The following is a 14349-nucleotide window of genomic DNA, read 5'->3' on the forward strand; positions in this document are numbered from 1 at the left end:
AGGCCGACAGCTATGCTTCCTTTTGACCAAGGTCAGCTAGAACCTGATCGGTTATGGTGATTCCCTGATAAAAGGCTTCCTCAAAGATAGATATACCACTTAAATCAGAATGTGCAAAATAGACTTTATCAGCAATAGGTTTTGTCAGTTCGATACGCGCTTCGTCTGATAGAAAACCACTGACAGGGCTGATCATGCCATGCCCGTGTCGAAAAATTTCTATACTGATGACTTCATTTTCTATTCCATAATGTGCCTTCTCCAGATCTTCCATAATAAACTCTTTCCATTGCTGGTCTGTCCACTGATATAGTTGCTTCCGGTTTCCGTTGAGGTCCCCATCTCCCAGACTATGATAATAGGTAATCACAAAAGGGCTTTGCAACTGATTGAGGCTCTGGTGCTGATCATAAACATAACCCAATCCCTTTCCGTTATAAATAATATTTTCCCAGGAAAGTGTCGCACCATCTGTAAAAGGGAAACGATGCAAGACAATAGTCGCCACGATCCAAGGTGCATAATGAAATTTTTTCGTCAATGCCGTACGGTTTGGCAATAGATACTGATTGACAAACTGTGGGCAACAATTGATCACCTTCTGGGCTCTGATGGTCTTTGACAATTTCGCTTTATCGTCGAAGACTGACACTTCCACAGCATCTTGCCCAACATGTATCTGATAAGCCAGATGTTTATTCAATACCCTACCATCCGCATATTTTTTTAAATGGCTGACCAATCGCCCATTCCCTTCCTGCCAGGTGAGCACCAGATCCTGGTAGGCAGACCAATCGTGCTTTCGGCTCGCAAAGTAATGTATAGCAGCAAAAGCAGAAGTGGCTGCGATACCGGTACCATAATCGTCACGACAACAGTAGTTCACATAACTAAAAACAGGTTCCGTCTTATACCCCTCTGATTCCATCCATGAACGCATCGTCAGGACATCCAATCTTTTGAGATCATCCGACTGCGAAGCATTGCGCATCGGGATATCAAAAACGTACTTTCCATCGCTACCTTTCAATTGCTTAAACTGACTCATCTGCGCCATAAAACGATCAATTTCAGCCGCCTCCTGCTGGGACACTCCATAGCTGGGAACAATGCCTTCCTGCCAGATGTTATGGATGAAAAGTCGTTCCTGCGGAGCAAAGGACAATTGTTCCTCATCAAATAATGGAACACCCCCCTCCGTCCAGCCGACGATAATTTTCGATTCTTCCAAAAACCGCAGCAACTCCTTATTGGAAGCATTCGGAATAGGAAGATAATGTGCTCCCAGGGGATAACGACTATAAGCATTCTCGCCATGACGCGCATTGCCTCCTACTTCAGACTCCATGTCCAAAAGCAGAAAATCGTTCATTCCCCGTTGTTGCAAACGATAGGCAGCCGATAGTCCGGTTACACCAGCACCTAGAATCAGAATAGGTATTTCAACCACTGCTGTAGATTTGGGGAAATTTTGGAATCGCAGACGATGCCCCAAAATATGATCTGTCCCCGTCAGGCGCAAAAAAATACGGTTCACCTTTTTCTTACAGGCCTGAGCAAACTGCAGGCCGATTGCCCCCAAGAATGCAAGCTTGAGAAAACCACGCCGCGAGGGATTAAATCTTACTCCATTCTTCATCAAAATACCGCACTAAAATCTGATTGTCCAAACGGTTTATTTCTACATGATCCGCACGCATGTCAGCCGGAAACTCAGTCAGTTCTCTAAAATGATAATTGTAATACCGCAGCTTATCCACCCGTCGGACGATATGCTTAAATTGTTGTGTCATATTCGCTGAAAATAGACAAAACCCCCATTCGCCGAAGGATGGTACATAGGTGTGATAGGCGACAGTATTTGGAAAAACCGTGCTGATTGTCTCATGGATACACCAGTAAGATTTGGGTGCAAAATAAGGCGAAGTTGTCTGTACGGACACCATGGTATAGGGTGTCATCAGCGGCAGTAGACTTTGATAAAAACTTGTCGTGTATAATTTTCCAAGACTATAGTTTGATGGATCCGGAAAATCGATAATCATGACATCGTATTTTTCCTTTGCAGATTTTGCCCAGATAAATGCGTCCTGATTGATCACTTTTACCCTTGCGTCGTTCAGCGAGCCCTTGTTGTGACTGACCAGTAGTTCATTTGTCTGGAACAATTTGGTCATACCTTCGTCCAGATCCACCAATGTAACCTTTTTTACACCTGGATATTTCAGAACCTCCCGGACAGCGAGCCCGTCTCCACCACCCAAGACCAATACATTCGATACATCTTTGGCCATAGACATCGCCGGATGCACCAAAACCTCATGATACCGATATTCATCTTTGGTGTTGAACTGTAAATTATTGTTCAGAAACAATTGATATTCACCCTTGCTCTCTGTTAGAACAATACGCTGATAGGGTGTAGAATGTTTATAGACAATATTATTCCCATATAATTGACTTTCGGAATATTTAAGCAAATCATCGGAATAAAAAAACACAACCGAAAGCAATACCAGACAAATTATTGATTTGGCTTTAATCCAGTTGGGATTTTTAAGTCTTTTAGCGAGATAGAATGATAGAAAAACGCCTACCAAAATATTAATGATCCCAAAAAACAGCGATGTTCCCATCACACCCAGCCGGGGAATCAACAGGATAGGAAACAAGACCGAAGCGATCAATGCGCCGATATAATCAAAAGCAAACACATTGGAAACCAATTCCCTAAACTGAACCCTATCTTTTAGAATATTCATCAATAAGGGTATCTCCATACCGCAGAGACAGCCCGTCAGAAAAACAAAGAAATAGAGTACAAATTGAAAGTGTTCAACCTGCTGAAACAGTAAAAATAAAACGACAGAACTGCAACCACCAATGACGCCGATCAACAGTTCGATATCAATAAACCGGTCAAAAAGGTTTTTGGTGATGTACTTCGCTAAAAAAGATCCCACCCCCATCGAGAACAGGTAGGTACCGATAATAAATGAAAACTGCTTGACTGAATCTCCTAATAAATAGCTCGCCAATGCACCTGCAACCAGTTCGTAGATAAGCCCGCAAGTAGCAATAACAAATACCGCAAATAAGAGAAAAATGGGCAGATTGCTCTTTTTACCCATGTATTGCCGCAGCTATTATAATCGATATGCCTAATATAAAAGCCGCAAAAACAATTGCCAAAGCCATGTTTTTATTCTGTACGATCTCTTGCCAAGACTTTTCTGGTGTCAGTCGCTCGATAAGCCAATAGGCCAATAACAATACAGCAATTCCAATAAACGAATAAATCAATGATGCTGCAATTCCTTTATAAAACAATTCGTAATTCATTTTTATATTAATTTTTATTTATGACCTGAACCATATCCACTATAACTGCCACCGCTACCATAAAAGGATCGACGATAATGCGATCTTGACCCTGTATAAGTATGGTCTTCCAAGTTGCTTGTCCGCATTGTAGTCCTGCAATCTGTGGAGGAATTTACAAATAGATTAACTGCAACAAAAAAGGCAAAAAATGCAACTAAAGCTACACCCAACCGATCAAATTTTAAGATATCGAAATAACCTAAACCTTCAGCCCGAGCAACAAAATCTTTATTTTTAATCGCGAGAATCTTGCTTCTAAAAATCCCCACAAGGACAACAATACCCACTAAACAAAGAATTAAAAAGGTATAACTGGTACCTCCGTATGTTAATTTATAATCCTCTGTGAGTTCAAAATTAACATCCATATCGGCCGCACCATTGGTTGAAGAGGTTACAAAAACAAGGTGATAGATCCCCGGTTGGATACGACAAAAATCGACGGTCAATCCACTTGCATAATTAACGTCATTATTCTCGTGCACAGCTGTACCAGACTCAATAATCTCATTTGTCTTTTCATTGACCAATTTAATCATCAGCTGGATGGGATGGCTTTTAGATTCCGATATTCCCTCCAGTACCAGCTTCTTGGGTTTATTGCCTTTTAATTCAAAAGAGGCGCCGACAAATTCCGAGTTGGCCTTTTTTGCGGGGAATTTTTCATCAAACTTATAGGTATCCTTACCGATCTGTCCCCAATTTAAAACCCAGAATAGAACTGCTAGCAGCAAAACAGCAAAGACACCAATATTTCTCAGCTTCGTCCCTACCCCCTCCTTTCGGGCAATGTAGTCGTTATAAGTGTCAAAAATTTTATAATAGCCCTCATCCTCCAGGTAAATCCCCTGGTAGTACTGTACGTCATTATCAATAAATTCCTGAGAAATAAAACGATCCTCATTAACTGTTTGAATGTAGGTCAGGGTCGTTGACGTCGATTCCAGATCTTCAAATATAAAGCCCTCTGCATAGACAACAGTTTGTTCATCCGTATACTCCAGGTCATAGTGTCTATTACCAAACTTACATGAGTTGCTTTTCGGTAAAAGCGTCACCTGTTCCCGATCAATGGTGTGTAAGGCACAAGTATAGTCCACGCCATCGCTGAAGTAGATATCGTCTTGATTCGCGTTTAACCCCACAAACTCATTTCCATATTCGCCACTTTTTGTAAAGCGCTGTATCTTGGAGATAATATAATAGCTATTTCTCTTGAATTGAACAGACTCGCCCAAAGTAGCCCATTGCATGACTAAGGGAGCCGAAAACTCCTTCACATAAGTTAAGGTTTCGACCGTCTTACCTTTAAAATAACTATGACAGTTTGCACAAACGAAACCTGAAAAATCGGTTACCTCGATCTTAAAGCGGTGTGCATGGCCACATTTTTTGCATATCACATCCATAAACTACCGATTAACCACAGTTTCGTTAATAACTATTGCATTAAAATAAGTTTTAAAGAGCTTACCCAAATGCAAAACTTTTTCACTGTTATCTTTTAGATAATTACAGAGATAAACATCTAATGTCAATTGTCCAAATTCCGGCCAGGTATGGATACAGATATGGGATTCCATTAAACAAATTGCAGCGGTAAATCCACCACCCTCAAAAGAATGGGTGGAAATACCTACAATTTGTAAATTATGGATATTGATCTGCTTTTTTGTAAACTCCAAAAAAGGATCTATAGTAGTCAATAATGATGCCTCCTCGACCTGCAATGTCATCAGCAGATGTTTTCCGGGAGTATACTTTTCGTTCATCAGAAATAACTGGATAAATTAAACGTTCCAAATATAAAAAGTTTTACCAGATTTTTATACTACGGGAATCAATCATTTCACTCAGTGATTATTTAACGGCTCTTCTTTTGCCACCCGTAGACCATCATCTATCAGTTTTTTCAGGCTGGGTCGAATTGTAATAATAGTTTTAAGCTTACCTTGTGCACTTTCAGCTAAATCGTAGGCATGATTCGCCCAGGCGATCTCATAAAGTTCTATTAGAGCGAGCCAGTTATCTGTTATTTCAGCAGACAACTGATCAAAGATATTCGTCCAATGTTCCGTATCAAATGTCCCCGACCGCAGTGTTCCGATCAGCGCATGCAAGGACAGCAATTTTGAGTCTTCATTTTGTGTATACAATAAAGTCGATGGTTCTGCGATCTCTTCGCCAATGGACTCATAAGCATCTTTATCAACTGCACCTGCAAAGACTGAAATAATCTCCGTACCAACAGCCATGTCGTAAGTTCCCCACTCCGGTTTAAAATAAATTTCCTTCCGGTCATTTCGGTAGACTTCGCAATCTTCAAACGAAATCAATACAACTTTGCCCGCTTGACGCACAACCTCCAAAACAACGCCCTCAACCACGATCCCTGAAGAATAACGCAAAGAACATCGCTTTCCTTGACTAATGCCATAAGCACTCAATTCTTCATCTGAAAAGTCGGCCAGGTCTTTGTTGTTGCCTGTCAGGTAACCAACCGGAGATCCAAATCCCTCCCGATGATAACTTATGCCATGTCCTTCTAATTGCTCCCCTGAAAACGCCAGTGCCGTGGGGCCTGTTGTCTGTATATAGGAAATAGATTGATCATTATTCGCCGCTTTAAAAATACCTGACACCTGCAATCCAGAACTATAAACTGCAGTACATACAGCCTGACAGTCAATCGCTTTCTCCAAACTCTGCTTACCTCCAAGCCGGAAAGCCATGGTATCTGCAAACTGATTCAGGACATCCATTAAATGTTCAAAATCGGGTGTGACAAACAATTGCGGCTGTGGCTTAGTAATGTCATAGGTATATGCGACAGTATTTAAATCATAAGGTAGCTTTGGCACCGATTTTTGCATACAACTGGCACTTTCGCCAATGGAAGACAGTAAACCTGCACCATAAATCTTAGGATCATCAAGGCTACCAATCAGACCATACTCCACGGTCCACCAATGCAACCTACTCAGCAAAGCCATTTCCGAAGGTTCGCCCATATTGTCCTGAACGGTCTTCAACTTGTTTTCAGCTTCCGCCAATTCGGCTTCGGTTGTACCTGCGTGCTCTTTTAAAATTGATAAATGGCGAATAGCCTCATACAGTTCGAAATCCTTCCGTGACGACAATGCTTTTGTTCCAATTTCACCAAAGTACTGCAAATAAACCGCATAATCGGGCTCACCTATGATCGGTGCATGGCCAGAAGATTCATGAATGATATCTGGTGCGGGGGTATATTCAATATGTTCTAATTGTCGGATATCTGCGGCTATAACCAATACCCGATGTGCCTGAAATTCCATAAAAGCTGCAGGTGGTATAAATCCATCGACCGTTACTGCTCCCCAACCAATTAATTTCAAACTATCGTTCATCTGTTGCAGATCCGGTATATGTGCAATAGAGAGCCCCGCTTTCTTCAATCCCGGTATGTATGGGTAATAAGCAACATCTTTTAAAAAGGAATAATTCTGACGCATGACATACCGCCACAAGGCTTGATCCAAAGCCGTATAACGTTCGTATTGCTGGGCGACTACATAGCGCTTTAAATGTTTGGGCAACTGCTCCAAAACAACATTATTATATGTTTCCATTTATAATCGGTATCAAAATAAAGTGTGAGACTTTGTATGAAGGTAGAAAATATTTATGGTTTCCAAAAGGCCAACCTTACATTCTCGCACTTTTTTACAAAATATATCAAAGGTATAACTCACAAAACCTTCCTAAACAAATCTAAAAAAACTTCTTTTTCCTAATTTAATTCTAAAACCAGTTTCCAGATCAACGGGCAGATCAGCATCCAGCCATTTGTTCGAATCAATCTGTACTGCCCCCTCAGCAATGAGTCTGCGAATAGCGGACTTGCTCAGATCTTTCTTTAAAAAGTGACAAAGGTCGACGAGCTTTGCAACAGAACCCAATTGCGCATGAACATGTTGCAAGGATACCTCTTCAAAACTTTTATCATCAAATGATTTTTGCTGGAACTGTTTAGCAAAAAAATCCAATGCCTCTGCAGCTGCCTGCGGATCGTGGTATTGGACTACGAGATTATGCGCAATAAGCTTTTTGACTTCCATCGGGTTTTCGCCTATTTCCAGCCGTGATTTTAGAACCTTCTTTTCCGTCGGGGTAAAGTCTGTCGTTAGGTCTATATAATCTGGGATTAAGCCATCGGGAATAGACATCGCTTTGCCAAACATTTCATTCGGTTCATCCAACAGCCCAATGGTATTATGCAGCGATTTGCTCATTTTCTCCTTACCGTCCAATCCTCTGAGCAGCGGCATACATAAGACAAGCTGAGGATCGAGATTAAAAGATTCCTGAAGCTGGCGTCCCATTGTACAATTAAACAATTGGTCTGTCCCCCCCATTTCAATATCGCTTTTGATTTGTACGGAATCAAACCCCTGCAATATCGGATAGATAAGTTCATGCATTGCGATCGGCTGATTATCTGTAAAGCGCTTATGAAAATCATGCCGCTGCATAAGCTGCGCGACCGTCACTTTGGAAACAAGCTGAATAACCTCCGCAAAATCCAATTGATCCAACCAATCACCATTAAAGACAATTTTTGTCTTTGACATATCAATAATTTTAGCTAATTGCGCAATATAGGTTGCAGCATTCTCAGCTATTTTTTCCTGATTCAAAGGTTTGCGCGCTTTATTTTTACCCGTTGGATCCCCTATCCGCGCGGTAAAACTCCCAACCAAAACAACGATTTGATGGCCCAGTTCCTGAAATTGCTTAAGCTTTTTCAACACCACAGCATGCCCCAAATGAAGGTCTGGAGCCGTAGGATCAAACCCGAGTTTAATAATCAGCGGACGCCGAGTTTCTTTGGATTGTTGCAATTTGGACCTCAGCCCATCCTTTGGCAACATAATTTCAATGTTCTCTTCTAAATCTGTTAACATAATGCTATAAAACAAAAAAAGCCCGAACGTTATGTTCGGGCTTAGCTATATAAATAATTAATTTTTCTAAATTTTAATAGGCATAAGGTTCCCGAACTACTATCGGGAGATAATAATTAAAGAAAAATGGAAGACGTAATATGTTGTTCATTTTCTTCATTGCCTCAACAAAGTTAACGCTATATTTCCAAAAATCAAAAAAGCCACGATAATATAGTAATACCATCCCCTCTTATTCAATACCACATGATAGCTGACTCCAATCAGCTCTTATCAGCCGCCCAATTACACTTTATCCTCTCCTATTAAAAACTCAACTACACGTTATTCTCATCTCCTTTTTTCGATCCACTACCATTGCTTTTCTCCAGTAATTTACCCTCGGCATTATATACATATCTCTCAACTTGGCCATTTCGTTTTTTCTCAACAATTTTCTTCAATAATAATTGGTTCTTAAAATATTCCCTATAGCTCGAACCATTGGATTTGTACAGCCGTTCGACAAGATTATTATGCTGATATAAGTCGGTATAATTGATGTTATCTTTTTTATAGGTATGTTTAAGTAGTTGGCCGTCCCTATTGAAAGACTTCGATTCGACGACCTGGCCGACACAATCCAACTTCGCTTTATAAAGTAACTTGTTATCCAGGCCATACTCCGATTTACTGTGGTCAAACTCATTTTCAATGGTATAGTAGCTGTCAAAAAAAGTCTTTAATACTTTCTTCTTTCCGATATTAGGTTGATAAATCACGATCTTTTCCTGACTGATTTTACCGTTTCGGAAATCACGCTGTACACTTGAAGTATCCGTAATTGTATACTGAAAATCCAATGTCGCATCAGTCTGCACATCCATTTGCTGCATCACACCATGCCTGACCTGAACTACAGCACGCTTCCCTTCCTTTTCAATCTTAAAATTTCCATCCACTAAACCATCTTTGTTGACCGCAATAAAGGCATTAGAGGGGCCCATAAATTGATTTTGTTGCACAATATATTTTCCTTGCTTCAATTTAGTGACTTGTCCTTGTTCAACGATGTTAATAGTGTCTTTTGGAGATTCTGATAAATGTAACTGATACCTGTCTTTATCCAATCGGACATACTCCTGGGCTACGGCTATCTGTCCCAGCAAAGCAATACATGGGAACAAGAAAAATTTCAATTTCAACATATTGTAATAAGTTTGTTGCAAAACATATATTACAATTATTACACCAAAAACCGCAAGTCCAGATAAAACTAAATTCAAACAGGATATATTAAAACCTTAAAACAATGGCATACAGACAAAAAAAGGAGAAATATCCTTAAGATAGATCTCCTCATATTTTATTCAGGGACTGATCGTATTAGACAGACTCAAGGTATTGCGCATAGCAATACCCTTCTTCATTATCGTTGGTCCGAACTAACCACCATTGCTCATTAGCTTTGCTGATCAATGTGATAATTTCACCCTTCGCTGCTTTTCCTACAATAGGCTGGTCAGTTCCGGGGCCTTTTCGAATATTTAAGTTGCTATTCTCTGTGATTACCTTTACCTGGCTTCCGGGCACCTCTGTAGCCACATCAACATTTAAGACAACATCACCGGTCTGGAAGTTGGGATCTATATTTCCATAAATTTCCCACAATTTATTTTTCACATCAGCGGTCGGTGCAGTACCCCTAATCTGAAGCACACCATCCATTTCAGCGTAATTCAGATCGTTAACTCCTGAAGATTGCGCAGTATCCAAAAGAACTTTATATTTTTCTTGTAATGACATAATTTTTGCTATTTTATTTTTTTACAACAATACCACTCAAATCTACTTTTTTTGGATTTAGATTATCCAAACCTTGTTTCAACGTAACAATCTTTGCCTGTTCCAACGTTCCTGTTACCGAGATAATTCCATCTTTAACACTCGCCTGAACGGATGGAAAATCTTTCATAAACGTATTTACAGCTGCTCCAAGTGTAGCATCATTATTTGATACTGTAATAGGTGCCGGTGTTGTTGCAACAGGTGCACTCACAACAATATCATTTTGAATAGATTTGACATCCTTATCCCCTGCTGTTTTTGCGATCGATTCAATTTGTTGCTTTTCTTCCTCGGACGCTACAGTGCCGCTAAGGATTACTTTTCCTTTTTCCACCTCAACATCAACAGTTTTACGTCCCGTAAGTGCATTTTCGATCTTTTCCTCTAATTTATCATCCGATAACCCCGATTTACATGCAGAAAAAGAAATTACTGCAGATGTTGCCAAAAGGCAAAATGTTAATTTGTTAAATTTCATATTTAAATAATTATTTGTTCATCAATTATTTTCTGATTAAAGTATTCACGAACTCTACGCGGTATAAGGATCTATTCTCATTGCTATATCCGAACGCGATACCCCTGGTTTGTTTTTTATCAAATAGAATATCCTGATTATTCGCGCAAATCTGTTTGCTATCAGTCATGGCTATTTCAGCTGCTCCATCTTAATTTATATTTTCCAATACTATCCTTAACAAACTGCTAGACCAATTGTTTGTCACATAATTTTTAAACAGCAAATCACTTGTTGGATCATAATTATATCATTAATTTTAAAAGCAAAGGTGTAACAGGGCTTACATACGATATAGGGTTCCAATCGAATAAATAGTAACTATGGGGTTTTTTAACAATATTTTTGGAAAGAAAGAAAACAAAAAAGATAGCATACAGGATTTTTGGAATTGGTTTGCAAAAAACGAACAAAACTTTTTTCAAATTGTAAAAAATGGGGATCAGATTGATCAGAATTTTTTCAGCAAGCTCTCCCCAAAAATTGACGCGCTTCGAAAAGAACTCTATTTTTTAACTGGAATGTACAGCGACGATATTGCTGAGCTTGTTATTACCCCCGATGGGGTTGTGAAAAATATCGCGTTCGTCGAAACCTTGGTCGGCTCAGCTCCAACGCTCCCAAATTGGAAGTTTACCGCCTTAAAGCCGGCGATCGAAGACATGGAAAAATTCAAAATAACGATGTATGGATTTTCCTTTGACATTAATGACATGTATTTTTACCCCATTGAACACAAATACCGCCCGGATGATGTCGATATTGTAATTGTACACCCCAATTACACGGAAGAAGACAAAGCCAACATCGCTCATGGAGTTGAAATATTCTTAGATAATTATATCGGCGAGCTAAACTCGATCATCACCATTGACAGTTTAAATGTCACCTCCACTGACCAGGCAGCAGGAGAGCTCATTCCATTGATCAAATTAAAAGACTATTTAATATGGCGGGAAAAAGAATTTGTCGAAAAATATACAGATGTCAGGCATGAGACCGAAAATGATTCCTACACTGCTTTTGAGGGCATGATGCAAAACGATCTACCTATCTTGGCCATAATAAACACAACACTTTTGGACTGGGACGGAAAGGCATCACACCCCTGGATCGTAACGTTGCGGATCAATTACGATGGAACTTCAACCAATGGTATGCCTGACCAGACGACATACGATTTAATGGATAAATTCGAAGACGACTTAATGGCTAGACTTCCACATGATATTGGCTATCTCAATATTGGGCGAGAAACTGCGGACAACATACGGGAAGTTTACCTGGCCTGTACAGAATTCAGAAAATCATCCCAAATAATAGATCAGTTAATTGCGCAATATCGAAATAGGCTTGAAATCGACTATGCGATCTATAAAGATAAATATTGGAAATCCTTTGCGCGATTTAATAAAACAATAGAATAACAAAATAGGCGATTGAAAAATAATTGTGCATACTTCGCTGAACAAAAAAACCAACCTAATAAATGAATAAGTTCATTCTACTCATTATCGTGATCGGGATAGGTCTGATTGCTTTCAAAGTTTCCCGAAAGCACACATTTGCTGCAGACAATACCGAAAACACTATGGCATCAGACTCAGCGCGGTATATTAGCGCATTCGATCGGGTCAAAGATCTCATTAAAAAGGATAAAAAATACAATAAGAACATCGCTTTTCTTCTCGACATGAAGAAGCTTTCCGGAAGGAATCGATTTTTCGTTGTTGATCTCCACAACAACCGGATCCTGGATCAAGGTTTGGTAGCCCATGGTTCGGGTTCGGAAACCGGAAAAGCCGGCAGATTAAAATTCAGCAATCAAGACAACTCCTATGCAACCTCATTGGGCATGTACTCCATCGGTACAGCATATAACGGCAGTTTTGGAAAAGCTTATAAGTTATATGGGCTTGAAGAATCCAATAGCAACGCCTACAGCAGAAACATCGTTTTACATAAATACGATAGGATGCCCGATGATGAACAGATTGCTCCCATATGTTTAAGTCAGGGTTGCCCAATGGTAAGCGTAAAATTCTACGAAAGACTGCAGCCTATTATTGATTCCTCTCCAACACAAATTATCTTAAACATATATTATTGATCCTTTTTCAGCTCCGATTTCCTAACCAAACTCAATAAAGCCTGATAGGGGCTTTCCGATGTGACTAGGGATTTTAACCAAGCGATGAACCCCAGCACAAATAAATCCTGATTTTCTGCATGATCGGCCATCACCTCGATATCGGTTATAAAAACAGCATTCTTTACGACCGATGGATTTTGCAGATACTTTTCAACCAGTCTTAAAAAATTAACAACCCGACCTTCCCGCACGGTTTCCAGGTATTTTTTGTACCGACGTTTAAAGCTTTTTACGCGTGAAATTGCTAGATCAATATCCGCAAACTGAATATGTATCAATATCTCCAACAAGCCCTTACGAATCGTCCATAACATCCCCATTTTCTTCTCATACCAAGCATCCGTTCGAATCAACTTTCTTAATTCTGCTAATGCAAGTTTATCTTGAAATTGTGTCAGAAACATAACCAGGCATAATTGCAGGTCTGCAATATCGGTCTCGTTAGACTTTAATGTTGATTGTTGGATCCCTAAACGTAAAATAGCAAGTGCCTTTGCCCCTTCCCCCATGTAATGGTAATTGAGTGCCTTGAGCAAATAATAACGTAAATGAAACTGAACCCGATGAACACTCCCCGGAGAACAACCAGCAATCAGCTGCTCCAAATACGCTAAACTTTCGTGAAATAATCTATTCCGCAAATTGAAATTAGCGAGGTAATAGAGAATATGCAGATAGTAAAACAGGTGGTGCACCGAATTTACCTTTTGCTTTGTTATAAACTCATCACTTGTTTTCAAAAACGACAGAACTAAGGCATAATTCTGATGTATCGTAGCATATTCATTGGCGATAAACAATAGCTGATATAGCGACTTAAAAGACAATAGTTGCCGTAATGAAATATCATACTTGCCAATTGTATCGATCACCAACCGATTTAGATCAACGATCTTCCCTTTCAAATGAATATCTTGCAATTCGACCCTTAGAAATGCATAGGCAATTTGGAATTTCACCTCTTGCTGCATTTTATGTTGATTTGCCATCAAACGATCAATCAGCAATTCTAAATTAGGTCTGGATTCCACATATGCATATTGCAACCTCAATTGCAGGATTTCATTGAGCAAGCTAAACTGCTCCAGAAGTAAAGCCTTTTGTTCGGCCCGTTGAAGGCATTTAAATCCAGGTTTTATCAGATCATTCTCCAACAAAAAACGTCCAACAATAAGCAGTCTCAGGGCTTCATGCGCCTCACTGTTATCCCGTTCAAAGGTTTTATTTGAAATAAACAATAGTAGGCTATCATGTAATCTTTTCCTTAATGCATGATAAGCGTCTTTATTTTTTGAAGATCCATAGAGTTTTTTTAACCTATTTATATCATCAGTTTCTAAAATTTCGAGCAACCTGATATTCTTGACATCATTCCGCTTATTTTTCCTTTTCAGGAAGCTTTTAAAGTCCTTAATATCATCATTATCTAATACACTAATAAGCTCTACAATTGAATCCATATCGCCAAATTTAGCAGAAAATCAAATTTAATAAATAAAAATATATCATCAGTATTTTTTACA

13 protein-coding genes are annotated in these 14349 nt (G+C 39.5%); 2 read left to right on the plus strand and 11 right to left on the minus strand.

Translation table 11 applies throughout. The annotated features are described in order from the left end of the window. Window positions 1-10 precede the first annotated feature (10 nt). From ABFX33_RS20040 to ABFX33_RS20085, 10 genes are all read right to left on the minus strand, one after another. Window positions 11-1639, minus strand: a complete 1629-nt coding sequence (locus ABFX33_RS20040) for an FAD-dependent oxidoreductase (protein WP_346087770.1) — start codon at window positions 1637-1639, stop codon at window positions 11-13. Then, window positions 1617-3131 carry a polyamine aminopropyltransferase gene (locus ABFX33_RS20045; RefSeq protein ID WP_346087772.1) on the minus strand — a complete coding sequence of 505 codons (1515 nt, stop codon included), beginning with the start codon at window positions 3129-3131 and terminating at the stop codon, window positions 1617-1619. Before ABFX33_RS20045 ends, ABFX33_RS20040 begins: the two co-directional genes overlap by 23 nt. Then, entirely contained in the window at window positions 3124-3342 is a 219-nt protein-coding gene (locus ABFX33_RS20050) for a DUF350 domain-containing protein (protein ID WP_257092000.1), read from the minus strand. Before ABFX33_RS20050 ends, ABFX33_RS20045 begins: the two co-directional genes overlap by 8 nt. Before the next feature lie 14 nt (window positions 3343-3356). After that, entirely contained in the window at window positions 3357-4793 is a 1437-nt protein-coding gene (locus tag ABFX33_RS20055; protein ID WP_346087775.1) for a hypothetical protein, read from the minus strand. Window positions 4794-4796: 3 nt separating this feature from the next. Continuing rightward, window positions 4797-5156: an S-adenosylmethionine decarboxylase family protein gene (locus tag ABFX33_RS20060; protein ID WP_120260662.1), complete on the minus strand. Its 360-nt coding sequence runs from the start codon at window positions 5154-5156 to the stop codon at window positions 4797-4799. 81 nt (window positions 5157-5237) lie between these two features. Then, window positions 5238-6995, minus strand: a complete 1758-nt coding sequence (locus tag ABFX33_RS20065; RefSeq protein ID WP_346087777.1) for an aromatic amino acid hydroxylase — start codon at window positions 6993-6995, stop codon at window positions 5238-5240. Between the two features lie 132 nt (window positions 6996-7127). Next, window positions 7128-8330, minus strand: coding sequence for a tyrosine--tRNA ligase (gene tyrS / locus ABFX33_RS20070; protein ID WP_346087778.1), 1203 nt, complete (start codon window positions 8328-8330; stop codon window positions 7128-7130). 317 nt (window positions 8331-8647) lie between these two features. Next, window positions 8648-9517, minus strand: coding sequence for a hypothetical protein (locus ABFX33_RS20075; protein ID WP_346087779.1), 870 nt, complete (start codon window positions 9515-9517; stop codon window positions 8648-8650). A 178-nt stretch (window positions 9518-9695) separates the two neighbouring features. After that, complete coding sequence (locus ABFX33_RS20080) at window positions 9696-10115, minus strand: SH3 domain-containing protein (RefSeq protein ID WP_120260658.1); 420 nt, start codon at window positions 10113-10115, stop codon at window positions 9696-9698. A gap of 13 nt (window positions 10116-10128) precedes the next feature. Further along, complete coding sequence (locus tag ABFX33_RS20085; protein ID WP_346087782.1) at window positions 10129-10635, minus strand: BON domain-containing protein; 507 nt, start codon at window positions 10633-10635, stop codon at window positions 10129-10131. 362 nt (window positions 10636-10997) lie between these two features. Here ABFX33_RS20085 and ABFX33_RS20090 point away from each other — a divergent pair, with 362 nt between their 5' ends. Together ABFX33_RS20090 and ABFX33_RS20095 are read left to right on the plus strand one after the other, a co-directional pair. Beyond that, window positions 10998-12101 carry a DUF695 domain-containing protein gene (locus tag ABFX33_RS20090; protein ID WP_346087783.1) on the plus strand — a complete coding sequence of 368 codons (1104 nt, stop codon included), beginning with the start codon at window positions 10998-11000 and terminating at the stop codon, window positions 12099-12101. 62 nt (window positions 12102-12163) lie between these two features. Beyond that, window positions 12164-12784, plus strand: a complete 621-nt coding sequence (locus ABFX33_RS20095) for a murein L,D-transpeptidase catalytic domain family protein (RefSeq protein ID WP_257092012.1) — start codon at window positions 12164-12166, stop codon at window positions 12782-12784. Here ABFX33_RS20095 and ABFX33_RS20100 read toward each other — a convergent pair. Further along, window positions 12778-14286 (minus strand): hypothetical protein, encoded by a 1509-nt coding sequence (locus ABFX33_RS20100; protein ID WP_346087785.1) that lies wholly within the window; start codon window positions 14284-14286, stop codon window positions 12778-12780. The genes ABFX33_RS20095 and ABFX33_RS20100 overlap by 7 nt on opposite strands. Between the last annotated feature and the right edge of the window lie 63 nt (window positions 14287-14349).

Source organism: Sphingobacterium ginsenosidimutans (genome assembly GCF_039536865.1).
Taxonomy (GTDB): domain Bacteria; phylum Bacteroidota; class Bacteroidia; order Sphingobacteriales; family Sphingobacteriaceae; genus Sphingobacterium; species Sphingobacterium detergens.